This window comes from Chryseobacterium sp. S90 (assembly GCF_047444895.1).
Classification (GTDB): Bacteria; Bacteroidota; Bacteroidia; order Flavobacteriales; family Weeksellaceae; genus Chryseobacterium.
Window position 1 is genome coordinate 397,660 of sequence record NZ_JBLGCX010000004.1, and the last position, 26,121, is coordinate 423,780.

Genomic DNA, 26,121 nt, shown 5'->3' on the forward strand with positions numbered 1-26,121 from the left:
CAGAGGTTTTCAGGATATTTTTGCTGCAGTATTTTATACTGTGTGCATTCACTTTTCAATAAAAATTAAATATAAATCGTGTTAGATAAAATCATAAAATTCAGTATCAAAAATAAAGTGATCATTGGTTTAATGACGTTGGTGCTGATCATCTGGGGAACATGGAGTGCCACCAGATTACCGATAGATGCTGTACCGGATATCACCAATAACCAGGTACAGATTATTACCGTATGTCCTACATTGGCAGGACAGGAAGTAGAACAGTTGGTTACCTTTCCCATTGAGCAGAGTATTGCCAATGTTCCCGATATTCAGGAAACAAGAAGTATTTCAAGATTCGGACTCTCTGTAATTACCGTGGTGTTCAAAGAAAATGTAGATGTGTATTTTGCCAGACAGCTCATTAATGAACAGCTGAAAAATGCAGTGGAAGAAATTCCGAAAGGAGTAGGAACTCCAGAGCTGGCTCCTGTAAGTACAGGTCTTGGAGAAGTGTATCAGTATATTCTTCATCCTAAAAAAGGAAGTGAAAAGAAATACAATGCCAAAGAGCTTCGCACCATGCAGGACTGGATCGTTCGCAGACAGTTGAACGGAACACCGGGAGTGGCAGAGATCAACAGTTTTGGTGGCGAATTAAAACAATATGAAGTAGCTATTGATCCCAATCGGTTAAAAGCAATGGGAACAAGCATTACGGAAATATTTACAGCCCTTGAAAAAAACAACCAGAATACAGGAGGAGCTTATATTGATAAAAAACCTAACGCTTATTTCATCCGTGGAATCGGATTGGTAACCTCTCTTGAAGACATTAAAAATATTGCGGTTAAAAACGAAACAGGAAGTGTCCCTATCTTTATAAAAGACGTTGCTGATGTTCGCTTAGGAAGTGCCGTTCGTTACGGAGCATTAACGTATGACGGAAAAGTAGATGCAGTAGGTGGAGTAGTGATGATGTTAAAAGGAGCCAACAGTAATGAAGTGGTCAGCAATATCAAAGCAAAAATTCCTACTATTCAGAAGTCTCTTCCGAATGATGTCATTATAGAGCCATTTCTAGACAGAACCGATCTTGTAGACAGAGCGATCAATACCGTACAGAAAAACCTCATCGAAGGAGCTCTGATCGTTATTTTCGTTCTTGTAATTTTCCTGGGAAATCTGAGAGCCGGACTTATCGTTGCTTCAGCCATTCCACTTTCCTTACTGTTTGCATTGGGAATGATGAATGTTTTCGGAGTAAGTGCCAATCTGATGAGCCTTGGAGCCATAGACTTCGGATTGATTGTGGATGGTGCCGTAATTATTGTAGAAGCAACCCTGCATCATTTAGGCATAAGAAAATCTGCCCGGGCATTGACACAGTCTGAAATGGATGAAGAAGTTTTCCTTTCTGCATCGAAGATCAGAAGCAGTGCCGCTTTCGGAGAAATTATTATCCTTATCGTATACATCCCGATTCTTACATTGGCAGGTGTGGAAGGAAAAATGTTTACGCCAATGGCAAAAACGGTAGGATTTGCTATTCTGGGAGCTTTGATTTTATCCCTGACTTATATTCCAATGATGAGTGCCTTGTTTTTATCTAAGAAAATATCCCACAAAGAAACCTTCTCCGATAAAATGATGAACCGTCTGCAAAAAATATATCAGCCATTATTACAGAAAGCAATCAAATTAAAATATATCATTGTTTCGGCAACAGCTGTCGTTTTTCTGATCTCCGCTTTTATTTTTAAAAATATGGGTGGTGAGTTTATTCCACAGCTGCAGGAAGGAGATTTTGCATTTCACTGTATTTTACCACAGGGAAGTTCACTCAGTCAGAGTATAGAAACTTCCATGCAGGCATCAAGAATTATCAAACAGTTTGATGAGGTGAAAATGGTCGTCGGAAAAACGGGTTCCGCTGAGGTTCCTACAGACCCGATGCCACCTGAAGCAACCGATATGATTGTAGTTTTGAAGCCGCAAAGCGAATGGAAAACCAAAAAATCTTATAATGAACTGGCCGATGAGATCAGCGAAAAGCTGGAAACGATTCCTGGGGTATTCTTTGAGAAAAACCAGCCTATTCAAATGCGTTTCAATGAGCTGATGACAGGGATCAGACAGGATGTTGCTGTGAAAATTTTTGGAGAAAACCTGGATTCTTTATCGGTATACGCGGATAAAGTTGGGAAAATCATTCAGACAGTGGACGGAGCTACAGCCCCTCAGATTGAAAGAGTAAGTGGCCTTCCACAGATCAACGTACAATATGACAGAACAAGAATTGCCAATTACGGATTAAATATTGAAGATGTTAACAATGCGGTAAGTACAGCGTTTGCAGGGAAAGCTGCCGGACAGGTTTTTGAAAATGAAAGACGTTTTGATCTCGTAGTCCGTCTGGACAGTCTTCACAGAACTGATATTTCAGATGTGAACAACCTGATGATTACTTCCGGTACAGGAGCACAGATTCCATTATCACAGGTCGCTAATATCAGTTATAAACTTGGACCTGCACAGATCAGCCGTGAGCAGGGAAAACGTAGAATTGTCATCGGATTCAACGTAAAAGACCGTGATGTGGAAAGTGTGGTGAAAGATATTCAGGCAAAACTAAATAAAGTGAAACTTCCTTCCGGATATTACTTTACCTACGGAGGACAGTTTGAAAATCTTCAGGAAGCGAGCAAACGTCTGATGATCGCTGTTCCGGTATCACTGCTTCTTATTTTTATGCTGTTGTATTTTACTTTCCGCTCATTCAAACAGGCTGCATTGATCTTTACAGCCATTCCTATGAGTGCAATCGGTGGTGTATTTGCGCTTTTAGTGAGAGATATGCCGTTCAGTATCAGTGCGGGGATCGGATTTATTGCCCTTTTTGGAGTAGCGGTTCTTAACGGAATTGTTTTAATAGGCACATTCAACCAATTAGAAAAAGACGGCGAAACGGATATTCTGAAAAGAGTATTTGAAGGAACGAAAACCAGATTAAGACCTGTATTGATGACTGCAACGGTAGCTTCATTAGGATTTTTACCAATGGCTATTTCCACCGGAGCCGGAGCTGAAGTACAGAAACCTTTGGCTACAGTAGTAATTGGTGGGCTGGTAACCGCAACATTCCTTACATTATTTGTTTTGCCAATGCTGTATATCATTTTTAACACAAAGATTTTGAAAAGAAAAAATAATAATACGGGAATAATTACGGCTGTTCTTGTTGTAGGATTCATGATGCTGGGACAGACTTTTAATGCACAGTCCAGACCTATCTCTGTGGAACAGGCGGTAGAGCAGGCGGTGAGTAATAATTTAACCTTACAGTCAAAAAATCTGAGCATTAAATCAGCTGAAGCATTAAGACCCACCGCAAAAGAACTTCCCAAGTTAAGTTTTGAAGCCCAGCTTGGACAGTACAACAGCCCGAAGTTTGACCAGTCGTTTGCTATCTCACAAAGTATTCCTTTTCCCACGCTGTTTAAAGCAAGAAAAGATTTAATCAATGAAAATATTAAAAGTAAACAGATTGATAAAGAAATCACAGCCAATGAACTGATAAAACAGGTTCGTACTTATTATTATCAGATTGAATATCTCCAGTATAATAAAGCCCAATTGACCAGTCTGGACAAATATTATGAGGAATTCATCAGAATTGCAACTGTAAGATTCAAAGCAGGTGATATCAAGAAAATAGAAATTAGTACGGCAGAAACCCAGAAAGGAGAAATTGATCTGCTACTCAGACAGAATGAAGTTTATCTGAATAACGCCTACAAGAATTTAAAGACTCTGATGAATACGTCAGAAGATCTTGAAGTTCCGTTTAATAAAGATTATGCTCCTTTAAAAGCAGAAAATGTACTAGACAGTGCTGTGGTTGCCAACAATCCTACAGTAAAAGCTTTTTATCAGGAAATGGAGATTGCAGAAAAAAATAAGAAAGTTGAAAAATCTCTCGGACTACCGGATTTCAGCTTAGGATATACCAATCAGTCTTTGATAGGTTTCCATACTGTTAACGGACAGGAAAATTTTTATAATTCAGGAAAACGTTTTCAGTCGGCAACAGTAGGAGTAGCTATTCCTTTGACGTTTGGCGCTACAAAAGCAAGAATTCAGGCTCTGGAATATGACAGGCAGGTTGCAGAAACCAATGCGAAAATGCAGCAAAAACAACTTTTAGCACAGTTGGACAATGCTTTCAGTCAATACCAGCAGGATATTCAGCAGTATGATTATTATACAAGTCAGGCTTTGCCTAATGCTGAGAAAATTGTAAAAGCAGCCCAGTTAGGATATAAAACAGGAGAAATTTCCTATGTGGAATATCTTTTTGCCCTCCAGACGGCTACCAATATTCAGTTGAAATACCTCGAATCTATCCAGCAGGTGAACCAATCTGTAGTGACCATTAATTCAATCATTAATAAATAATATGAAAGCGCTGAAATACAGTATCAGACAAAATACATTCTTAGATATGAAACTCAAATATAATATCATACCCCTTATCCTGATTTCACTATTACTGACAAGTTGTGGAAAAAAAGAAGCAGCAGAAGAAAAGGCTCCTGAAAAGACAGAGCAGAAAGAATCTGCACATGAAGAAGCTCCGGCGACGATAGCTTCACTTACAGAAGATCAGATGAAGTCTGTAGGAGTTGCATTGGGAACAGTAGAAATGAAAGAGCTCACTTCTACCATAAAAGCAAATGGTCTGCTGAGTGTTCCCAACAGTAATAAAGCAACCATTACTTCGCTGTACGGAGGAATTATCAAAACCATCAATATTCAGGTTGGAAGTATCGTGAAAAAAGGACAGGTTATTGCCACCATTGCCAATCCGGAATATATCCAGCTTCAGGAAGATTATCTGACTACCAATAGCAGGATTACTTATGCGGAACAGGAATACAGAAGACAAAGAGAGCTTTTTGATAATGATGCAGGAGCGAAGAAAAACCTTCAGAGTGCCGATGCTGAGCTTAAAACATTAAGAACAAAAAGGGCTTCCCTGTTGAAACAGCTTCAGATGATGGGAATAAGTCCTGGGAAGGTAAACAATGGAAATATGAAATCCGGCTTGGTGATCACAGCACCTATCAGCGGAACGATCAGCAGTATTACAGCGCAGATCGGAAGTTATGTAGATATCTCTTCTCCCGTAGCTACAGTGATTGATAACGGTTCTATCCATCTCGATCTTCAGGTGTTTGAAAAAGATCTTCCTAAAATGAGAGTAGGACAGATTGTCCATTTTAAACTGACCAACAATCCGGAAACCGAATACGACGCAAGAATTTACAGCATAGGATCTTCTTTTGAGAACGAAAGCAAAACTATTTCTATGCATTGCGAAGTGATCGGAAACAAATCCGGACTGATTGACGGAATGAATATCACCGGAATTGTAAGCCTTGATAAAAGTACAACCCCGGCAGTTCCTACAGAAGCCATTGTAGAAGCAGACGGAAAATACTACGTGTTTATTCAGACTGATAAAAAAGCGGAAGAAGAACACGAAGAAAAAGGAAAGCCCCATCCGAAAACCTTAAACTTTGAAAAAATAGAAGTGGTAAAAGGAACATCTGATATGGGATATACCGCGATAACTCCGATAGGAAGTATTCCGGACAATGCAAAGATTGTGGTGAAAGGCGCCTTTTTCGTGAATGCGAAACTAGTGAATTCAGGAGAGCACGAACATTAATGAAACCAGCCGGAACCAGTAAAATGTCGATTTTTATCCTTAAATTAGAGCTGTTTACGGAATTTTTTATTGAATAAAAGCGGCAGGAAAAGTAAAGATTATCTCACCGAATTTTTAATAAATGACCTGATTATGTTACTGAACAAAAAAATATCAGTCTGGTATTTCATCCGTGAAATAAAAACCCAAATTCTGTTCATCGGAATATTTGCCATTGCCATTGGTCTTCTGGACGAATTGCCGTGGTTTCGCAAAATATCACTGCCGTTGAATATTCCTGCATTACTGGGAACAGCAGTATCCTTGCTGTTGGCATTCCGAACCTCCCAATCCTACGAAAGATGGTGGGAAGCCAGAACCGTTTGGGGGGCCATTGTCAACGATTCCAGAACTTTTGTGAGACTGGTTATTCAGTTTATGCCTGCCGGAGATGATAAAACCATAAAAGATTTTGCCGAAAGACAGATCACCTGGACCTATGCCCTTGGAGAATCACTGAGAAAACTTCCGTTTTCTGAAAAAGTTCAGCAATATCTGGATCAACATCAGATCAAAGGAGCCAATATTCCCAATGCTATTCTGGACGAACACTCCAGAAAGTTGAAGGAAATTGCGGCTTCCAAAGGACTGACGGATTTCCAACAGATGCAGCTCAATGATATCATCACAAGATTATGCGACAGTATGGGAAAATGTGAAAGACTGAAGAATACGGTTTTTCCGCGTTCTTATAGTGTTTTAGTTCATATTTTGATCTATGTTTTTGCGGCTATCCTTCCGTTTGGGCTTGATGATTCACAGTTGTTGGTAGAAATTGCAATCACTTTCTTGGTTCCGGTTACATTCATTGCTATTGAAAAAACATCTATCATTATGCAGGATCCTTTTGAAAATGGCCCTGTAGATACTCCGATGACTTCTCTGGCACAGACTATAGAGATCAATATCAGACAAATGATCGGCGAACGGAATGTTCCGCCCAAAAAAGAAAATACATCTTATTACGAAATGTAATTAAACCATACATACAATATGGAAAATACACCAACACAAACCGTTTCTGCAGGAAGCAGACATAAAAAAAGCTTACTGATTGTTCTGTGCCTTAGTGGAACTTATCTTATTGCTGAGGTTATTGGCGGAATCATGACCAATAGTCTTGCATTATTAGCCGATGCCGCTCATATGCTCACCGATGTGGTAGGATTATTGTTGGCATTTATAGCCATTAAAATTGGAGAGAGAAAAGCTGATCCTTCCAGAACATACGGATATTACCGTACTGAAATACTGGCAGCAGTAGTGAATGCTGTTGTTTTACTGGGGATTTCAATCTATGTTTTGTTTGAAGCATACCAGAGATTTCAGAATCCGCCGGAAGTACAAAGCAAATCAATGCTGATTGTTGCCGGAATCGGGTTGATCGTTAATATTGTCGGAATGATGATCCTGAGAAAAGACTCAGAAGGCAGCCTGAATATGAAAGGCGCTTATTTTGAAGTGCTTTCAGATATGCTTACTTCAGTAGGCGTAATGATTGCCGGAGTGATTATGCTGACAACCGGGTGGTACTATGCCGACCCGTTAATTTCGGCAGCAATCGGACTGTTGATCTTTCCAAGAACATGGAGGCTGTTGAAAGAAGCAATCAATGTTTTACTCGAAGGAACACCAAAAGATGTTGATATCCATGAACTTCGTACATCTCTGGAAAAAACTCCAGGGGTAAAAAATGTTCATGATCTGCACGTTTGGTCACTGACATCCAGTGTGAATGCAATGAGTGCACATGTTGTAAAGGAAGCGGAGTATTCTCAAAATCAATTATTAAAAATATTAACGGATACCACTGTTAATAACTTTAAGATCAGTCATACCACTTTTCAGATAGAGGAGGAAGGCTATGAAGAAAATGAAGTACATCTGTAAAAATTTAAAAGCGTACAATGAAAAAAGATATAGAACACAAACTCATTGATAAAAATACCAAGCCCACAAGTATGAGGATTCTGGTATATGATTTCTTAAGCTCTCAGGAAGCAGCTTTATCCCTTTCTGAAATAGAAAATCATTTTGATAATGCTGACAGAATTACGATCTACAGAACCTTGAAAACCTTTGAAGAAAAAGGAATTGTTCACAGCATTCAGGAGAACACCACCACAAAATACAAACTTTGTGAAGACGATTGTGATGAAAAAACACATAAAGACTGGCATCTGCATTTCTACTGTAAAATATGCAAACAAACTACCTGTAAAGAAGATATTTCCTTCCCGGAAAATATACAGACCAATTTCAGGATTGATGAAATAAGATTGTTTGCTAAAGGAATCTGCGAAAATTGTCTCGAAAGTTTGCAATAGCATTGCATCAGTCTCATCTTTACATTTGTATAAAAATATTCAGTTATGGAAAAATGCTGTAGTACAACCCCGGAAAAACCCGATACAAAAGGACACAAACATAACCACGCAGAAGGAGACGGACATGACCACGATGGCCACGATCACTCTCACGACTCCGGAGATCAGACGGTCTTTCAGATGTTTCTTCCGGCCATTATATCTTTCGTCATTTTATTATTGGGAATCGCCTTTGATAACTATATAAAACCCGCATGGTTTACAGGCTGGGTACGTTTGGTATGGTTCCTGGCAGCTTACATTCCTGTAGGATTTCCGGTATTGAAAGATGCTTATAAAAGTATCATCAAGGGAGATGTATTCTCAGAATTCTTTCTGATGAGCATCGCAACTATCGGAGCTTTTGCCATTGGGGAATATCCGGAAGGCGTAGCAGTAATGCTTTTTTATGCGGTAGGAGAAGTATTCCAGTCTATGGCAGTTACCAGAGCTAAAGGAAATATAAAAGCTTTATTGGATCAGCGCCCCGATGAGGTAACGATTATGGAAAATAATCAGCCTAAAACAATAAAAGCGAAAGAATCTAAAATCGGAGATATAATCCAATTGAAACCCGGTGAGAAACTGGCGCTGGATGGAGAATTGCTTTCAGATTCAGCATCATTCAACACGGCTGCTTTAACGGGAGAAAGTAAACCCGATACCAAAAATAAAGGCGAGGTTGTTCTTGCCGGAATGATCAATATGAACAGTATTGCTTTGGTTCAAGTAAATACAGCCTATGAAGACAGTAAACTGAGTAAAATTCTGGAACTGGTTCAGAATGCCACGGCTCAGAAAGCTCCTACAGAATTATTCATCAGAAAATTTGCCAAAGTATATACTCCAATTGTTGTATTTCTTGCCATAGGAATCTGTTTGCTGCCGTATTTCTTTGTAAATGACTATCAGTTCAGAGACTGGCTGTACAGAGCATTGATATTCCTGGTAATTTCATGTCCTTGTGCCTTGGTAATCTCTATTCCGTTAGGATATTTCGGAGGAATTGGTGCCGCAAGCCGAAACGGGATCTTATTCAAAGGAAGTAATTTCCTGGACAGCATTGCAGAAATCCAGAATGTGGTGATGGATAAAACCGGAACGATGACTGAAGGTGTATTCAAAGTTCAGGAAGTAAGTATGAGCCCTGAATTTAATAAAGAGGAAATCCTGCAGATGGTGAATGTTCTCGAAAGTAAAAGTACCCACCCTGTTGCAACAGCTATTCACAATTATGTAGGAGATATTAATCACGCCATTCCTTTAGAAAATGTAGAAGAAATTGCCGGCCACGGATTGAAAGCGACAATTAATGGTAAAGAACTTCTGGTAGGAAACTTTAAGCTGATGGATAAATTCAACATCAGCTATGATATCAACCATGCCAACATTGTGTACACGGTGATCGCAGTAGCTTACGACAAAAAGTTCGCAGGATATATCACGATTGCAGACAGCATAAAAGAAGATGCCAAAGAAACCGTAGACAATTTGCACAAAATGAATGTGAAAGCCACCATGTTGAGCGGTGATAAAGGAACTGTAGTGAAATACGTAGCAGACCAGCTTGGAATTGACAATGCATTCGGTGACCTTCTTCCTGAAGATAAAGTAAACAAGGTTAAGGAAATCAAAGCTAAAAACCAGACTGTAGCTTTCGTAGGAGACGGAGTGAATGATGCGCCTGTAGTTGCTTTAAGTGATGTAGGAATCGCAATGGGAGGCTTAGGAAGTGACGCAACCATTGAAACAGCAGATGTAGTCATTCAGGATGATAAACCAAGCAAAATCCCAATGGCGATCAATATCGGGAAACAAACGAAAAAGATAGTTTGGCAGAATATCATCCTTGCCTTTGCGGTAAAAGCTGTCGTTCTGGTCTTGGGAGCAGGAGGTTTGGCAACGATGTGGGAAGCCGTGTTTGCCGATGTAGGAGTGGCATTGCTGGCTATTTTAAATGCGGTGAGAATCCAAAGAATGAAATTTTAAGAAGCAAATAATAAACACAACTCAATTATATTCAATAAAAGCTCTGCTGAATTTCAGTGGGGCTTTTGTTTTACATTATACATCATGCCAACCATTCCATTGAAATCCATATTAGGTTGTTGAGACTCCTACTGAGTGACAAAGAGACTGGCTTTACTTTTCGTATAAACTATGACTGATAATTACAATTAGTATAAAAATGATACACTCAGTTTGTCATTCCGAAGGAATCTAATGACCAGTCTCATTATTATTAGTTTTAAATTTTATCGGAGATAAAATCTTTGCGCCTTAAAACAGTAAGCATTTAAAAAAAACTTGCGTCTTTGCGTTTCCAACATTACACCACGCCAAAACTTAATTTAGAAAAGGTAATAGTTTTTTGTTGATAAACGCAAGGGCGCAAAGAAGATAAAAATTGTGTTGTTTTTAAGGACGCAAGAAAATCAAAGATTTTCAGCAAGATGATGTCTTAATAATTAGTCTCATTCAGAATCATTATTAGCTTTATTAAATTTATCGGAGATAAAATTTTTGCACCTAAAACAGTAAGCATTTAAAAAAAAACTTACGTCTTTGCGATTTCCAACAAAACAACGAATATAAAAAAGCTCTGCCAAAACATCAGCAAAGCTTTTATCAACAAGATTAAATTGTATATAAAGAACTAAATTTTTATTTAGGTCTAAAGTCTTATTCAAAGTTCGGAATAATATTATACCGGTGACAGGCACAGTTTTGTGATTTTTATGGGTAACAGTAGATAAGCATAATGACATTCATCATAAATCCATTATAAAACAATTTTGAAGTAGTATATTTGTAACAGAGAACAAAATCGTTGAGGTTATTCATTTCCATATTCATCATTTTTACTGTTGCAATACGTCCCGTTTTGCCATTGGTAAACTATGCTGTGAACTATGAGTATATTGTAAAAAACCTTTGTGAGAACAGAAATGTACCACAGTCGACCTGTAAAGGAAAATGCTATGTGGAAAAAGAACTGGCAAAAACAGAAAAGCAGTCCAATAGCTCTCAAACGATAAAGATTGCAGGATTAGATGTTTTTATTTCTCATGATATTCTTTCCTTCTCTTCTCAACTGAACTCGGAGCTACTTACTGAAGTTCCGGATTCAAGCTATTTCAACTCTCACTCTTCAGAATACTTTTCCAGGATATTTCATCCTCCTTTAGCTTAATTCTCACCGTAAACTATGTTTTTAGTTTATGAAAACGGAAGTTTTAAAACTATTAAAATTAAGTTGTTACAGGCATCCAAACAATTAAATGAATAACGATAAACATCTGAATTCTTATCAAAAAATTCTGTGTTTTAGAATTGTGGTTCATTAATTGAAAACCTGAGCCTGTTCCTAACCTTATTTAACATTATTAATTTCAATTTAACATCAAAATGAAATCTCCTATTATTTTGACTGCTTTGCTGTCAATCTCACTACTGTCGTGTGCCAAGGAAACACCTCAGGTAAAGCATGCAAGCCATATGGACTCTTCCGCAAAAAACATAGAAAATGTACAGGTAGTGAATGAAGAAGACCCGATCTGTCACATGAAAACAGCCGGATTTACAAAAGATACAGCTGTATATAAAAATAAAACGTATGGTTTTTGCAGTTCTTACTGTAAAGATGAATTTAAAAAAAGCCCTGAGAAATATGCCCAAAAATAAGAAGACCACTAATAAAAGTAAAGTAATCATACCCATTGCGGTATTTGCATTGCTTTTTCTGGGAATCGGGGTAGGAATGGGATACTTTAAAAAGAACCTTTATACCGTGATGAAAGTTCCTGATTTTGAACTGACGGATCAGAACAGTAAAAAGATTACCAATAAAGACATGCTGGGAAAAGTATATCTGGTAGAATTTTTCTTCAGCAAATGTCCTACAATATGCCCTGTAATGAATACCAATATGAAGGCTATTCAGAATCAGATCAATGATCCCAACTTCGGTATTGTCTCCATCAGTATTGATCCGGAAAATGATACTCCTGCAGCATTGAAAGAACATGCTCAAAGGATAGGTGCAAAATCTCCCAACTGGCATTTTCTGACAGGAGACCGTACATATATTGGTAATCTTGCTGATAAATTTAATATCTACGTAGGTGACAAGGAAGATGAAGGAGAAAGCCTGAACCACAGCGGTATGATTGCACTGGTAGATCAGGACGGGAATATCCGATGCAGATACAACAAAGAAAATATGCCGATTCTGTATTATTCAGGATTGAATTACGATGATCCGGAAGGGAAAAACCCAAGACTAAACGGGAAATATCATCCTGACAGAGAAATTCTGATTGAGGATATTAAGAAATTATTGAAATAGAGAAGAGGGAAGCTGGAAGTTATTCCAGACGATGCAGCTCTGGCGATTTTTGAGATAGCTGTAAAGGTAAATAGAAGTTCAAGGAGTTATGTTACCACATTCATTACCTCCAGCCTCCATCTCCCAGCTAATAGAAAACATTGTTCAACCATAAACAAAAAAGTTATGAAGATTATGAAAATAGCTGCCTTAAGCGCAGTTTTCGCGGCACAGTTTGCACTGGCTCAGTTTAAGCAGACTCCTCTGCCGTATGCTTATAATGCTCTGGAAGGGAATATTGATGCTCAAACGATGGAAATTCATTATTCAAAGCATGGTGCAGCTTATGCAGCCAATTTGAATAAAGCAATTGCAGGAACTCCACAGGAAAAAGAAACGTTGTTTCAGATTCTTTCCAATGCTTCAAAACTGCCTGCTGCAGTGAGAAATAACGCGGGAGGACATTATAACCACGAATTGTTCTGGACGGTTCTTACCCCTCAGAAAAATACACAGCCTTCTGCAAAATTAGCAAAAGCCATCACTGAAACTTTCGGAAGTATGGATGCTTTTAAAGAAAAAATGTCTAAAGCAGGAGCAGACCGTTTCGGTTCAGGATGGGCATGGCTTTCTGTAGGAAAAGACGGGAAACTGTTTGTTTCTTCTACTCCTAATCAGGATAATCCTTTGATGGATGTCGTAGAAGAGAAAGGAACTCCTATTTTCGGAATTGATGTCTGGGAACATGCTTATTATTTAAAATATCAGAACAAAAGAGCAGATTATCTTACCGCTATCTGGAACGTTACGAACTGGAAGGAGATCAGCAGAAGATATGACGAAGCTATAAGCAAAAAGTAGTCTGATGAAATTATTTTACAGCATACTTTTTACTCTTTATATGGTGCTAAGACCTTTGGTACCATTGGTAGAGTATGCTGTAAATTATGATTATATCGTTAAAGTTCTTTGTATTAATAAATCCAGGCCGGAGATTCACTGTAACGGAAAATGTTATCTGAGTAAAGAATTGGCTAAAACCAATGACTCAGAATCTTCACCTTTTCAGAAACTCAAAAACTCAGGACAGAAAATTCTTGATATCTATATCCTGCCTGAAGCCATAGAGATCACTACCACTGAAAAACGACCGTTTTTCAATTTCAACTTCACTTACGAAACAGCCTATTCTTTTCTGTTTCTGACCCATATTTTCAAACCACCGGTTTTTTAAGGTATACCATCACTATTCAACCACAAAAGTCACAAAAGCTTACATCAATTAAGAATCAAAGATTTTTAAAAGCTTAAGTGTTCTTATTGTACATAAAGCTTATCACTTAATAAACTTAAGTGTAAAAACTTTTGTGCCTTTTGTGGTAAAAAAAGAATGTTTTTGCATTCAAAAATTATAATTCAACTTAAAAAATCAACAATGAAAATTTCTCAATTTTTATCATTATTCTTTATTGCCTTTACTTTATTCTCTTTTGTATCCTGCGAAAGCAGCAGGGATGATGATCCGCAGGATACCACTCCCGGAAAACTTCAGATCAAATTTGAAAACGGATTTAATAATGTAGGAGATGTTGTCTTAAATCAGACGGTCCAGACTTCTTCCCAAGGACAAAAGCATAATTTTTCTGCTTTAAAATATATCATTAGCAATATCACATTGATTGACGAAGGCGGAAATGAATTTAAGTACAATGAAAACAATCCTGATAAAGGTGCTTTTATCGTAGATCAGGCCGATGCGGTAGCCGGAATCATCTACCTTAACCTTGACGGAGTTCCGAAAAACAATTATAAAAAAATAAAATTCGGATTGGGAATCAGCCAGAAAGCCTACTTGCTGGGACAGGACGGACAAGCTGAATTCTGGACAAGAGCCAAGCAGAAAGGATTGACATGGTCATGGGCTGCCGGTTATGTTTTTGTAAAACTGGAAGGGAAATATGGAAATGATGCTCCTTCCAAGGAATTTATGAACCATACCGGAAACATGGGAAATGTTGTGGCTAATGAGCAGGCTGATCTATACCGTGAAATCACATTGAACCTTCCAACGACAGCAAGAGTAACGTCACAAATTCGCCCTTCTGTTCATATTCTTGCAGATCTGAATCAGTTTTTGAGCGGAGATAAGGCTCTTGTACTTACCACAACCAATGATATGCTGATGGGTTCAAACCAACATCTGGTAGACGTTACCAATAATCTTACAAAAATGTTTAAAGTAGACCACGTTCACAATGATTAATGTTTTTGTTAAAACGATATTGGTTCTGCTTGTATTGTTCCTGAGTTGTATTTCCTGTTCTGATGAGGTGATCCAGCCGTTGGAAAAAGATGAAGCGTACAATCTGCAGTTTCCTTCTTATTTTCCGGAAATGACTTTTGATAAATCAATCAATCCGGTAACTAAAAATGGAGTAGAGCTGGGAAGAAAATTATTCTATGAAGGGAGACTTTCCAGGAATAATACTATTTCATGCGGGTTCTGCCATATTCAGGAAAATGCATTCACCCATCACGGGCATACCGTAAGTCATGGAGTAGATGATAGAATAGGAATCCGAAATGCACCGCCCATTCAGAATATGGCTTTTTTGAAAAGATATATGTGGGACGGAGTGATTCACAACCTTAATGAACAGCCGATCAGTCCTATTACAGATGTCAATGAAATGGACAGCTCCATACCGGATGCTATTTCAAAGATAAAAGATGATCAGAAGTATAAAAAGCTCTTCAGAGAAGCATATGGAGATGAAACCATTACTGGCGAAAGAATTTTAAAAGCATTATCACAGTTTATGGCTTCTTTAATTTCTGCAGATTCAAAATACGACAGATTCAAGCAGGGAAAAGAACAATTGACTTCAGCGGAATCTCAGGGAATGGCTTTGTTCGGGCAGAAATGTGCTTCCTGTCATAGCGGAGAACTGTTTACGGATGAGAGTTTCAGAAATACAGGAATGTATTACAATACGGAGTTCAAAGACGCCGGACGGTACAGAGTTTCTCTCAATCAGGTTGACTGGATGAAATTTCGTGTTCCAAGCTTGCGAAATGTAGAATATACAGCGCCTTATATGCATGACGGAAGATTTTACACCTTAGAAGCGGTGCTCAATTTTTATTCAGATCAGGTAGAAGATAATCCCAATCTCGATCCTCAGCTGAAACAGAATGGCCATACGGGAATTGCCATGAACAGCCAGGAAAAACAATCCATCATTGCATTCCTGAAAACATTATCAGATAAAAGTTTTATCTCCAATCCAAAATTTGCAGAATAATTTATAGAAAACATGAAGAAGATTATAGCAATACTAAGTTTAATGGTATTTAGCCTGAACCAGGCCAATGTGATTAGAGACAGCGTGTATATTGCACCGGAAAGCTTTAGCAGATTTGATTTTGACGATGATTGTGATGCTTGCGGCTGTGCAGCTGGTAACGGATCTTCCGGATTTGAATCTTTACTCAATCCACAGTTTATCGGAATCAAATACTTTGCACAACATTACAAAGCAAAGGAGAATTTATTTGTAAAAGACCTTACACAAGATCAATACTTCAATACTTTACAGCTTTGGGGGAAAATTCCCTTGACTAAAAAACTGAGTGTTTATGCAAGCCTGCCCTTTCATTTCCATGAAAAGAAAACCATGCAGGGAGATATCAAAATCAATGGAATCGGAGATCTGAATCTGATGGGAATTTACCAGCTGATGAATTCTAAAGATAATTTCCATCACATAAGCGGAGGCTTGGGAGTGAAAATTCCTTTGGGGAAATTTGATGAAAAAGGTGCATCCGGAGTTAATCCGAGTTTTCAATTGGGAACCGGAAGCTGGGATTATCAGGCGGCTTTGAATTATAAATTTCAAAAGAATAAAGTGGCTGTATTGGTCAATACAGATTATACGATCAAAACGGAAAATAAGAAAAATTACCGTTTCGGAAACCAGTGGAACTATGCTGCGACAGGATTTTATCAGGTTGCCGGAAACGAAAAGTCAATCTTTTCTGTAAAAACCGGAGTGCAGGGAGAAGTGTATGCACAGAATAAACAGTTTGATGAAGCGCTGCCCAATACTGCGGGAAGTGCTTTGTATGGCAAACTGGGATTTGAAGCTTCTTATAAAAAACTGAGTCTGGGAAGTGAACTCATGCTTCCTATGTATACCCATTTGGCAGGTGGTGATATTGAAGCAAAATCCAGATTCAGTATTTTCCTGAATATTGGAATTTAAAATAAACCCCTTTTTAATAATGTTAAAGCTCCTTCGGGAGCTTTAATTGTTTATGAATCATGAATTTAATTGGGGGTTAGGAATAATTTTTTATCTTTGCCCGAAATTTGGTGAGCCATAAAAAGCTCTTAAAAGGGAATCCGGTGAAAATCCGGGACAGACCCGCTGCTGTAAGCTCCACACCAAGATTTTTGAAGAATATATCCACTGTTTTTTAATGGGAAGGATTTCAAAAATGGAGTAAGTCAGAAGACCTGCCAGAAAATAATCGTTTGACGCTTTCGTGGAATAAAGCTTAGGACATCAATGATTCTGTGCAGTGACAGCTGTGCTTTGTCATTGTTTTCTTATACCATTAGCGTCATCATTATCCTAAATGAGCTAATGGCGGCAAAACTAATTACTTCTACAATTTATAAAGCTGTTTTCACAATACTGGTGATGACATCTCAGCTTTTATATTCCCAAAAAAAGAAAAATGATACGCTGAAGGAAGAATCCATCAAGGTGATCAGTCTCTACAAAAAAAATTTTAAAGAAATCATTCCGGCACAAACCATCCAAGGGGAAGCACTTGAAAGACTGAACAGTCATTCTGTAGCAGATGCGCTGCGGTATTTCTCCGGAGTTCAGATTAAAGACTATGGTGGAATAGGAGGGCTGAAAACCATTAACGTCCGAAGTCTCGGAAGCCAGCATGTAGGAGTCTTCTACGACGGAATTCAACTGGGAAATGCCCAAAACGGTCTTGTTGATCTGGGAAGGTATTCTTTGGATGATCTTGAAGAGATATCATTATACAACGGGCAGAAAAGTGAAATCTTCCAACCGGCAAAAGATTTTGGTTCGTCCGGATCTATTTATTTACAACCTAAAACTCCTGTGTTTAAGGGAATAAGGAGAACCAATCTTGTAATAAGAGCAAAAAGTGCTTCCATTGATCTTTTCAACCCGTCATTCCGATTGGAGCAGAAAATTTCAGACAGAGTTTCAGCCAGTTTCAGCGCAGAATTTATGCAAAGTGACGGAATTTACAGATTTCGATATGCCAAGAAATATCCTGACGGACAGCAGGCTTATGACACGATCGCAAAAAGACAGGATTCAGATATTAAGGCAAAACGTTTTGAAACTTCTTTAAATGGAACTTTGAATAATGGAAGCTGGAATATCCGTGGTTACGGTTACATTTCAGACCGCGGAATGCCGGCACCTATTGTGAACGGCCGTTTTGGAGGAAGAGGAGCGAGACTTTCCGATGAAAATTATTTCGTACAGGCCAATCTTCGGAAAAAACTGTTCCCAAAATTTGAAACACAGCTGAAAGCAAAATTTGCCTACGATTATACCCATTTTATGGATACCGTTCGTTCGCAATCTATTATGTATACGGATAATGTCTACATCCAAAGAGAAGTTTATCTTTCTTCATCCAATATCTATTCAATTACTCCCAACTGGGATGTGAGCCTGAGTGGAGATTTTCAGTACAATAATCTGGACGCCAATCTGGATAACTTTTCTTATCCTACACGTTATACTACATTAGTCGCTTTGGCAACAACCTACCAGTGGAACAGGTTTAAAATTCTGGGAAGCCTTTTGGGCACATTTACCTTTGAAGAAGTAAGAAAAAACAAAAGACCGGGAGATAGCAGAGAATGGAGACCCGCTGTATTTATGAGCTACCAGCCTGAAATAATTCCTGAACTTACCCTCAGAGCTTTCTATAAAAGAATTTTCCGACTGCCTACTTTCAATGATTTATATTACACGAATATCGGAAACACTTATCTGAAGCCGGAATTTACCAATCAGTATGATGTAGGATTTACCTACCAGAAAAACTATAACAATCATTTCTTTAAATCTTTTTATGCTAAAGTAGACGGCTACTACAACAAAGTACAGGATAAAATTGTCGCTGCTCCTAACGGAAGTATGTTCCGCTGGCTGATGATGAACCTTGGATTGGTGGAAATCATTGGTGCTGACGTAAATGTTCAGGCAGAAATGCAGTTGGGAAAAGTAAAACTGAGGCCATTACTTTCTTACACCTATCAAAGTGCAAGAGATATGACAGACCCTGAAGATACATTTTACAAAAATCAGATTCCTTACACACCATGGCATAGCGGATCATTTGCACTGATGGCCGATTATAAAGACTGGAGTTTCAATTACAGTGCAATGTATGTAGGAAAGCGCTATGATGTGAACCAGGATAATATTCAATACAATTATGTACAGCCTTGGTATACTCATGATCTCTCTGTTCAGAAGAAATTCAACTGGGCGGATCATCAGTTTAAAGTAAGCCTTGAAATGAATAATATCTTCAATCAATATTATGATGTAGTAATCAACTATCCGATGCCGGGAAGAAATTTTAAACTTATCCTAAACTTCACCTTATGAGAAAACTAAACTTTTATTTTCTGTTTCTTGCTTTAGCTTTTCTTACTGCATGCCGTACAGATGATATCATCGTCCGTCAGGAAGTAGTGGAAGGACTTCCTTCAGAAAATACAGCAATAAAAGGATTCTATATGCTGAACGAAGGGAATATGGGAAGCAACAAATGTACACTGGACTTTTTTGATTATACAAAAGGAACCTATTACAGAAACATCTATGCAGAAATTAATCCCAATGTGGTAAAAGAGCTTGGAGATGTAGGAAATGATATCAAAGTTTACGGAAGCAAACTGTATATCGTAGTCAATGTTTCCAATAAAATTGAAGTGTTAGATGCTAAAACGGCTAAACGTATTACTTCTATTCCCTTACAGAACTGTCGTTATTTAACCTTTAAAGACGGGAAAGCATATGCCAGCAGTTATGCAGGTCCGGTAGCAATCAATCCAAAAGCACCTAAGGGAAAAGTGGTGGAAATTGATACTACTTCTCTTTCCATCCAGCGTGAAGTGGTTGTGGGGTATCAGCCGGAAGAAATGGAAATTGTAGGGAATAAACTGTTTGTTGCTAATTCCGGAGGATACAAAGCTCCCGATTATGATAATACTGTTTCAGTAATTGACCTGAATACTTTTACTGAAATCCAGAAGTTAAATGTTGCCATCAATCTTCATCACATTAAAAAAGACAATTACGGTGATCTGTATGTAAGCTCAAGAGGAGATTACTATAACATTCCTTCCAGCTTATACCTTATAGATGCGGCAACGGGAATGGTTAAAAAAGATTTCCATCTCGCTGTGAGTGAAATGACAATTGTGAATGATAAACTCTATTTCTACGGAAACGAATTCAATTACAACACCCACAGCTATAAAAAGAGCTTTGGAATCATTGATGTAAAAACAGAACAGATCATTGCCAACAGAATTTTTGATAAAGAATACGAAACTGCCATTAAAACACCTTACGGAATTGCGGTAAATCCAATCACAGAAGACATCTATATTACAGATGCAAGAAATTATGTTTCTCTTGGATTTGTGTATTGCTTTGATAAAAACGGACATTTTAAATGGAAAACAGAGGGCGGAAATATTCCGGCTCACTTCACCTTTTTATACAAATAATTAAACTTTAAGAAATGAACAGAAATACCTTTACTTATTTAAAAACCGGGGTTTTATCATGTTTCCTGGTAGGTGCGATAGCCTGTAAACATGATGACACAGATGAGTTTACCTTTAATGGTCTTGATGATTCTTATTCCATTGAGCGTTTTAAGGTGTTGAGTATTCCTACCAATGCTTCAGGATCTGTTACATGGAGTATCAATGACTCTATTATCTCTCAGAATTCAGAACTTGAATTTATCAGTCCAACGGCAGATGCTTATCCTTTGACTTTAAAAATTAATAATAAAGGAAATGAACAGGTTTATCACTCTAAAATTATCGTTACCAAAGAAAAAACACCTTACAGTAAATATATCGCTAAAGTATTGGAGTTCCGTCCTGCTGTAGGACAGTTCATGAACGAGATTCCGGAATATTTACCTGGAAATACAGCTGCAAATATGCTTCAGAAAGCAAATGAGTCATTGGTGGGAGGTAATTCTACTATGATCAGCCTGGGCGGATATGGCGGATATGTGATTTTCGGTTTTGATCATACCATTCCCAATCTGAATGGAAGAGATTTTAAAGTGCTGGGAAATGCATTCTTTGGAAATGATGCTGCTGATCAGCGTTCCGGCTCTTGTGAACCGGGAATTATTATGGTAGCCTACGACAGAAACAAAAACGGAAAACCTGATAATGATGAATGGTATGAAATTGCAGGCAGCGAATATTTTAAAAACGCAACCGTAAGAGATTACAGTATCACCTATCATAAGCCTGACGAAAATAAAACTCCCGTACCCGGAACCGAATTCTGGCAAACCGATGTAGAATATATAAAATGGAGCGACAATCTGGGGAATCAGGGTTTTAAAACAAAAAATACCTTCCATGCACAAAGCTATTATCCTTTATGGTTTACCGATAGTTCTTACGGATTTTCCGGAACAAGGCTGGCAAATAATTTTTATGATCAGAACGGGGACGGATCCTATTGGGTAGGGAAATCATATGATTTCGGATATGCTGATAATGCTCCGAATAATGATGAAGCTTCCAATATTGATATTTCCTGGGCCGTAGACAGAAGTGGGAAATATGTAAAACTTCCCGGAGTCGATTTTATGAAAATATATACAGGAGTCAATCAGGAAGCTGGCTGGCTGGGTGAAGTTTCTACAGAAGTGGCAGGAGCTTACGATTTACATTTCAAATAATAATTCAATCTATTTAAATTAATAAAAAATGAAAAAGTTTTATCTTTTTATGATGCTTTTTCTGTTTGCATGCCTATCAAATGCACAGATAAAAGTTCAGGGTGTTCCCAGAAATGATATTTCAGGGATCAGCAATCTTAATACCACTACAATCAGTTTTTCTGATATCCAGTATTGGGTAGGATCGGGAGCCAATCAGGCTGCTTTTGTAGTACAGTGGAACGACAGCAAAAATCCTGATGCGATGGTGTGGGGATTCAAATGGGACGGAAATGCTACAGGTGAAGATATGCTTAAAGCAATTGCTAAAGCAGATCACAGACTATACACATTGCTTTACCAGGGAACACAATTTGGATCAGCAGTAGGAGGAATAGGTTTTGATCTGAACGGTCAAGGGACCAATGCACTGATCAAAAGTGGAAATACCACTTATCCGTTATATCCGGTGAATGGTTTTGTCAATACTACAGCGTACGATTTTGACAGCTATACCATCGTAGATGCCGCTAACGATCATTGGCAGTCCGGATGGACGGTTAACGGATATTGGTCTTATTGGGTAAAGAATCCTGCTGATGCTGATTTCGGATATTCTAGCGTTGGAGCTTCTTCACGTGCATTGGAAAACGGATCATGGGATGTCTGGAATTTTAATGTAGGCTTTAATCAAACACCTGTCTCCTCTACCATCACTCCCGTTTCTCCCTATGTAGCTTCCAACAACTTTACCAACGGATATTTCATGGTGAACGAAGAATGGTTCGGTCATACCAACGGTTCTGTAAACTTCATTGATAATAACGGTCAGATCAATTACCGTGTGTACAGTAACGCAAACAACAATCAGGCTTTCGGTGCAACTACACAATACGGAACAATCTATGGCGATAAATTCTATTTTGTATCAAAACAGGCTGCCGATGGAGGAGATACTCAATATACTCCAGGTGGAAGACTTGTAGTTGCCAATGCGCAGACTATGCAGAAAATTGCCGGCTTTAATACAATTGGTGGTGGAGACGGAAGATCATTTGTGGGAGTGAACGAACATAAAGGATATATTGGTACTTCTACCGGAATTGTTCTTTTCAATATTGACAATCTGCAGGTAGGTTCTCTGATTGCCGGAACAGGTGGTAACGGGCAGATTGGAAACATGATCCGTACTTCACAATATGTGTTTGCAGTGAAACAAGGAGTTGGAATTTTAGTCATTAATCCTAATACAGATACTGTGATCAGTACAATTGCAGGAGGTTTCTACTCAGTAGTTCAGGCTAAAGACGGAAGTGTATGGGGGATTCAGGATCAGAAGCTGATCAACATCAATCCTACTACTTTTGCAACGCAGGTTTATAACATTCCTACGACCAAATATATCGGAGATTGGGGAGCATGGAATGCAGGGAGATTTACAGCAAGTAATAAAGAAAATGCTTTATACTGGATTAATTCAATCAGCAGCTGGAGTTCAGGAACACAGATTGTAAGATTTGACGTAACAACGAAAACATTTAACGAAAACTTTGCTGCTATCCCGGGGCAGACAGGACAGTTTAAGCAGATTCCTTATGGTGCGGCACTTCGTGTAAACCCTGTTACCGGAGAGCTTGTTCTGAATACAACAGAAAGCGGATACGGTGCACACTATCAGAAAAACTGGATCCATACTTATAATATGGCCGGAACTCTTATCAATACAAAAACATTGAATGATTACTACTGGTTCCCTTCACTGACAGTATTTACCAATAATTCTGTTCCTGTGGTAAGCAATACTTTACCTTCACAGCTTACAGCAGCAAGTACTACTGCAATAGATCTGAAAACAATAATTTCCGATGCCGATAATATGGCGGTATCTGTAGTGAAATCTATCAAATCAAACAGCAATCCTACAGCAGTTTCCGCAGCGATTAATGAGAATGATGAATTGGTTTTGACACCTCTTGTTTCAGGAACTTCTGATATTGTGATCAGCTTTAACTCAAACGGTAAGCTGGTAGAAAAAACGGTGAGTGTAAACAGTTTAGGAACTACTTTGGCAACTGCTGAGGTGAAAAAACTTGAATTCGGTATTTATCCGAATCCGGTTACCGATATCCTTACTCTTAAAACTCAGGAGAAAATCCAGAATGTTTCTATGTATGATGCTTCAGGAAGAATAGTTAATGTACAGCTGAACAACGGACAAATCAATGTAAGTGCACTTCCAAAAGGTATTTATATTTTGAAAGCAGTTACAGATAAAGCAGTATATCAACAAAAAGTAATCAAAAACTAATACTATTTTAGATAAATCTTGTTAATATAACCCTAGCCAGTTTTGGTCAGGGTTTTTTTAATGAAGTGATAGAAATGTTTTTATCATGCAGAATAATAATTACCCCTATAAAAGACCCGGCAAGCTTGAAAAGCTTGCCGGGTTTGATCTGTTATGGATCTGCCTTATTTGATGATCACTTTTTTAGAATATGTTTTTCCTTCTTTTGTAGTAAGGTTCATAATATATACTCCTTGTGGCTGCTTTGTTTCAAATGTATTGGATGTCAGTTTGGAACGGAATACCTCTTTTCCTGAAGTATTGGTCAGACTAACCTCTGATCCTTGTACAGAAATATTTTTATCAAGAGTAAACTGTCCATTCTGACTGTGTGCCATGAAATTGATAAACGGATCTTTGTACTGATATCCGTAGTATACTCTAAGTTCACCACCAATATTCAGCAATCCTGAATTCACATTGATTTTGATACGGTCAAAAGGAATGTTCATTGTAAGCTCAATCTCACCTTTGCTTGGATCTCCTGCTCCTAGGTTGATCAGACTGTTGGTAAGACTTTGGCGATCATTATTGGACACTTCTCCGTTGAATGTCTCAATTGACACACCTCCCAATACCTGAGCAGATAGTGGAGTACCATTGGAACCAATACCAATGACAAGCTTATTGGTGTTGTTGGCGATATTGGTCGTAGGGAAGATCAATGTCTGTTCCGTTCTTGCCAGAAGACCTACTGAAACCTGGATCGTTGAGTAGTCGTTTTCGTTACTTCCTACTGCATTTTGAGGATTCAATACTCCACATCCTAAGCATACTCCCAATACCTGATTGGTTTGGCTGCTTGCATAGGTTTTCACAATCTGTGCAAAAGACATTGTGCTTGTTAAAAATAAGAATGATGCCAAAGCTGCAGCTTTCATTGTGCGTTGGCCAAGTAATAAATAAGTTTTCATATGTAGAAAAATTTTGGGTTTTAGCTTTATGTAAATTTATAAATAAAATGATTATGTTGCTTATTTTATTTCATATTTATGTGAAATGTTAATAATTTATTGATATTTGTTATTATGAATTTATTTTATTTAATGAATTGTTTTTTCGTATTTCTCTGAAAATGAATACAAAAAAAGCGACAACTCAAAAGTCTGCCGCATTTATTGTATCGTTTATTTAATTATTTAATTAAAATTTTTCTTGAATATGTTTTTCCTTCCTTAGTTTGCACATTCATAATATAAACACCTTCAGACTGTCTGGGTTCAAAAGTGTTTGATTTTAATGTAGAACGAAATACTTCTTTTCCGGATGTGTTGAATAATGTGACTTCTGAACCTTCTACCGGAACATTTCCTCCAAGAGTAACCTGGCCGTTTTGGCTGTGAGCCATAATGCTGATCAATGGATCCTGATAAGCATAATAAATTCTGAATCCTCCGCCCAGGCTTAATACACCTCCTGTTAAACCTATTCTGATCCCGTCATAAGGTTTTGTCGGCTTGAATTCTACTGTCCCTCTGTTGGGTGTTGCTCCCAGTTTAAGAAGACTTACATCTATCGTTCTGCGGTCATCATTAGAAGTGCCTCCATTCATGGTTTCAAGAGTTACCCCGCTTAATAATTGTACAGATAAAGGGATGTTGTCTGTTCCGATTCCTACAACCAGTCTTGTGTCTGATCTCAGGTCAGGGAAGATCAGTGTTTGTTGAATTCCTCCTAACAAAGCTGTTCCCAACACCATTGTTGAATAATCATCCTCGTTATATCCAACTGCATTTAAAGGATTATCTATACGGCATCCCAGACATGCAACTCCAAATACACCTGAGCTCTGAGCGTGTGCATAAATTCTGTTTTGCGCAAAAGATAACGTGCTTGCCGAAAATAGAAATAAAGCCATTAATCCGGCTTTAAAAGAGAATTGTTTTCCCAAAAGTAAATTAATTTTCATGTTATTTATTTTATTGTGAATAGTTTTAGCCAAATTTAAGGATTAATAGACCAAGTAAAAAATAATATTTCCATTATTGGTGATATTTTTAATAAAATTTAATATACCCCTGTTATAGGGTAGCACAGCCTGTTGATTTAATTGGATTATATAAAATATAGATGTAAAATTGAAGAACAGCTCTTATTGACATTGTCAGGTGTAATTCAATGAAAGATTCCCAAAATGGGAGGGTAGTGGAGTAATTCAGAAGTTCCGGTGATAAAAAGAATAAGATATTGTCGGATAAAATTTGTCTGAATGTATATATAAAAACGAAAAAGGACTTTCGAAAAAGTCCTTTTGTAGCCCGTAGGGGAATCGAACCCCTCTTACCAGAATGAAAATCTGAGGTCCTAACCGATAGACGAACGGGCC

20 protein-coding genes, 1 tRNA gene and 1 riboswitch are annotated in these 26,121 nt (G+C 38.0%); of the genes, 18 read left to right on the plus strand and 3 right to left on the minus strand.

What is annotated here, in order from left to right; translation table 11 throughout:
• The first annotated feature begins 78 nt into the window (after window positions 1-78).
• The 18 genes from ACLMCG_RS13785 (at window position 79) to ACLMCG_RS13870 (ending at window position 23,756) form a co-directional block, all read left to right on the plus strand.
• Complete coding sequence (locus tag ACLMCG_RS13785) at window positions 79-4,440, plus strand: CusA/CzcA family heavy metal efflux RND transporter (protein ID WP_413959943.1); 4,362 nt, start codon at window positions 79-81, stop codon at window positions 4,438-4,440.
• Window positions 4,441-4,486: 46 nt separating this feature from the next.
• Window positions 4,487-5,716 carry an efflux RND transporter periplasmic adaptor subunit gene (locus ACLMCG_RS13790; RefSeq protein ID WP_413959944.1) on the plus strand — a complete coding sequence of 410 codons (1,230 nt, stop codon included), beginning with the start codon at window positions 4,487-4,489 and terminating at the stop codon, window positions 5,714-5,716.
• Between the two features lie 132 nt (window positions 5,717-5,848).
• Entirely contained in the window at window positions 5,849-6,730 is an 882-nt protein-coding gene (locus ACLMCG_RS13795; protein ID WP_413959945.1) for a bestrophin family protein, read from the plus strand.
• Between the two features lie 18 nt (window positions 6,731-6,748).
• Window positions 6,749-7,645, plus strand: a complete 897-nt coding sequence (locus ACLMCG_RS13800; protein ID WP_413959946.1) for a cation diffusion facilitator family transporter — start codon at window positions 6,749-6,751, stop codon at window positions 7,643-7,645.
• 17 nt (window positions 7,646-7,662) lie between these two features.
• On the plus strand, window positions 7,663-8,082 hold the full coding sequence (locus tag ACLMCG_RS13805; protein WP_002983024.1) for a Fur family transcriptional regulator: 420 nt from the start codon (window positions 7,663-7,665) through the stop codon (window positions 8,080-8,082).
• Window positions 8,083-8,127: 45 nt separating this feature from the next.
• A complete protein-coding gene (locus ACLMCG_RS13810) occupies window positions 8,128-10,110 on the plus strand; it encodes a heavy metal translocating P-type ATPase (RefSeq protein WP_413959947.1) in 1,983 nt (660 codons plus the stop codon).
• Between the two features lie 841 nt (window positions 10,111-10,951).
• Entirely contained in the window at window positions 10,952-11,314 is a 363-nt protein-coding gene (locus ACLMCG_RS13815; protein ID WP_223598499.1) for a hypothetical protein, read from the plus strand.
• A gap of 215 nt (window positions 11,315-11,529) precedes the next feature.
• Entirely contained in the window at window positions 11,530-11,805 is a 276-nt protein-coding gene (locus tag ACLMCG_RS13820) for a YHS domain-containing protein (RefSeq protein WP_413959948.1), read from the plus strand.
• Window positions 11,792-12,469 carry an SCO family protein gene (locus tag ACLMCG_RS13825; protein ID WP_413959949.1) on the plus strand — a complete coding sequence of 226 codons (678 nt, stop codon included), beginning with the start codon at window positions 11,792-11,794 and terminating at the stop codon, window positions 12,467-12,469. Before ACLMCG_RS13820 ends, ACLMCG_RS13825 begins: the two co-directional genes overlap by 14 nt.
• Window positions 12,470-12,634: 165 nt before the next feature.
• Window positions 12,635-13,309, plus strand: a complete 675-nt coding sequence (locus ACLMCG_RS13830; protein WP_047427466.1) for a superoxide dismutase — start codon at window positions 12,635-12,637, stop codon at window positions 13,307-13,309.
• A 4-nt stretch (window positions 13,310-13,313) separates the two neighbouring features.
• Window positions 13,314-13,682: a hypothetical protein gene (locus ACLMCG_RS13835; RefSeq protein WP_308116393.1), complete on the plus strand. Its 369-nt coding sequence runs from the start codon at window positions 13,314-13,316 to the stop codon at window positions 13,680-13,682.
• A 201-nt stretch (window positions 13,683-13,883) separates the two neighbouring features.
• A complete protein-coding gene (locus ACLMCG_RS13840; protein ID WP_413959950.1) occupies window positions 13,884-14,711 on the plus strand; it encodes an MbnP family protein in 828 nt (275 codons plus the stop codon).
• Entirely contained in the window at window positions 14,704-15,753 is a 1,050-nt protein-coding gene (locus tag ACLMCG_RS13845; protein ID WP_413959951.1) for a cytochrome-c peroxidase, read from the plus strand. The genes ACLMCG_RS13840 and ACLMCG_RS13845 overlap by 8 nt, the downstream gene beginning before the upstream one ends.
• Window positions 15,754-15,765: 12 nt before the next feature.
• Window positions 15,766-16,713, plus strand: a complete 948-nt coding sequence (locus ACLMCG_RS13850; protein WP_413959952.1) for a transporter — start codon at window positions 15,766-15,768, stop codon at window positions 16,711-16,713.
• 91 nt (window positions 16,714-16,804) lie between these two features.
• Window positions 16,805-16,990, plus strand: a riboswitch (cobalamin riboswitch).
• Between the two features lie 107 nt (window positions 16,991-17,097).
• The gene (locus ACLMCG_RS13855) at window positions 17,098-19,131 is read left to right on the plus strand and encodes a TonB-dependent receptor plug domain-containing protein (RefSeq protein ID WP_413959953.1); all 2,034 of its coding nucleotides are present in this window, start codon (window positions 17,098-17,100) and stop codon (window positions 19,129-19,131) included.
• Window positions 19,128-20,261 (plus strand): YncE family protein, encoded by a 1,134-nt coding sequence (locus ACLMCG_RS13860; RefSeq protein WP_413959954.1) that lies wholly within the window; start codon window positions 19,128-19,130, stop codon window positions 20,259-20,261. Before ACLMCG_RS13855 ends, ACLMCG_RS13860 begins: the two co-directional genes overlap by 4 nt.
• Before the next feature lie 14 nt (window positions 20,262-20,275).
• Window positions 20,276-21,469 carry a cell surface protein gene (locus ACLMCG_RS13865; protein ID WP_413959955.1) on the plus strand — a complete coding sequence of 398 codons (1,194 nt, stop codon included), beginning with the start codon at window positions 20,276-20,278 and terminating at the stop codon, window positions 21,467-21,469.
• Window positions 21,470-21,497: 28 nt separating this feature from the next.
• Window positions 21,498-23,756 (plus strand): DUF5074 domain-containing protein, encoded by a 2,259-nt coding sequence (locus ACLMCG_RS13870; RefSeq protein WP_413959956.1) that lies wholly within the window; start codon window positions 21,498-21,500, stop codon window positions 23,754-23,756.
• A gap of 164 nt (window positions 23,757-23,920) precedes the next feature.
• Here the strand turns inward: ACLMCG_RS13870 and ACLMCG_RS13875 are convergent, their stop codons facing one another.
• From ACLMCG_RS13875 to ACLMCG_RS13885, 3 genes are all read right to left on the minus strand, one after another.
• Window positions 23,921-24,709: a T9SS type A sorting domain-containing protein gene (locus ACLMCG_RS13875; protein ID WP_413959957.1), complete on the minus strand. Its 789-nt coding sequence runs from the start codon at window positions 24,707-24,709 to the stop codon at window positions 23,921-23,923.
• Window positions 24,710-24,930: 221 nt separating this feature from the next.
• On the minus strand, window positions 24,931-25,704 hold the full coding sequence (locus tag ACLMCG_RS13880) for a T9SS type A sorting domain-containing protein (protein WP_413959958.1): 774 nt from the start codon (window positions 25,702-25,704) through the stop codon (window positions 24,931-24,933).
• Window positions 25,705-26,049: 345 nt separating this feature from the next.
• Window positions 26,050-26,121 (minus strand) — tRNA-Glu (locus ACLMCG_RS13885).

Bases quoted from the DNA above. Each gene is read 5' to 3' on its own strand.
- ACLMCG_RS13790 (WP_413959944.1), top strand. From the start codon at position 4,487: ATGAAACTCAAATATAATATCATACCCCTTATCCTGATTTCACTATTA.
- ACLMCG_RS13795 (WP_413959945.1), top strand. From the start codon at position 5,849: ATGTTACTGAACAAAAAAATATCAGTCTGGTATTTCATCCGTGAAATA.
- ACLMCG_RS13800 (WP_413959946.1), top strand. From the start codon at position 6,749: ATGGAAAATACACCAACACAAACCGTTTCTGCAGGAAGCAGACATAAA.
- ACLMCG_RS13805 (WP_002983024.1), top strand. From the start codon at position 7,663: ATGAAAAAAGATATAGAACACAAACTCATTGATAAAAATACCAAGCCC.
- ACLMCG_RS13810 (WP_413959947.1), top strand. From the start codon at position 8,128: ATGGAAAAATGCTGTAGTACAACCCCGGAAAAACCCGATACAAAAGGA.
- ACLMCG_RS13820 (WP_413959948.1), top strand. From the start codon at position 11,530: ATGAAATCTCCTATTATTTTGACTGCTTTGCTGTCAATCTCACTACTG.
- ACLMCG_RS13825 (WP_413959949.1), top strand. From the start codon at position 11,792: ATGCCCAAAAATAAGAAGACCACTAATAAAAGTAAAGTAATCATACCC.
- ACLMCG_RS13830 (WP_047427466.1), top strand. From the start codon at position 12,635: ATGAAGATTATGAAAATAGCTGCCTTAAGCGCAGTTTTCGCGGCACAG.
- ACLMCG_RS13835 (WP_308116393.1), top strand. From the start codon at position 13,314: ATGAAATTATTTTACAGCATACTTTTTACTCTTTATATGGTGCTAAGA.
- ACLMCG_RS13840 (WP_413959950.1), top strand. From the start codon at position 13,884: ATGAAAATTTCTCAATTTTTATCATTATTCTTTATTGCCTTTACTTTA.
- ACLMCG_RS13845 (WP_413959951.1), top strand. From the start codon at position 14,704: ATGATTAATGTTTTTGTTAAAACGATATTGGTTCTGCTTGTATTGTTC.
- ACLMCG_RS13850 (WP_413959952.1), top strand. From the start codon at position 15,766: ATGAAGAAGATTATAGCAATACTAAGTTTAATGGTATTTAGCCTGAAC.
- ACLMCG_RS13855 (WP_413959953.1), top strand. From the start codon at position 17,098: ATGGCGGCAAAACTAATTACTTCTACAATTTATAAAGCTGTTTTCACA.
- ACLMCG_RS13860 (WP_413959954.1), top strand. From the start codon at position 19,128: ATGAGAAAACTAAACTTTTATTTTCTGTTTCTTGCTTTAGCTTTTCTT.
- ACLMCG_RS13865 (WP_413959955.1), top strand. From the start codon at position 20,276: ATGAACAGAAATACCTTTACTTATTTAAAAACCGGGGTTTTATCATGT.
- ACLMCG_RS13870 (WP_413959956.1), top strand. From the start codon at position 21,498: ATGAAAAAGTTTTATCTTTTTATGATGCTTTTTCTGTTTGCATGCCTA.
- ACLMCG_RS13875 (WP_413959957.1), bottom strand. From the start codon at position 24,709: ATGAAAACTTATTTATTACTTGGCCAACGCACAATGAAAGCTGCAGCT.
- ACLMCG_RS13880 (WP_413959958.1), bottom strand. From the start codon at position 25,704: ATGAAAATTAATTTACTTTTGGGAAAACAATTCTCTTTTAAAGCCGGA.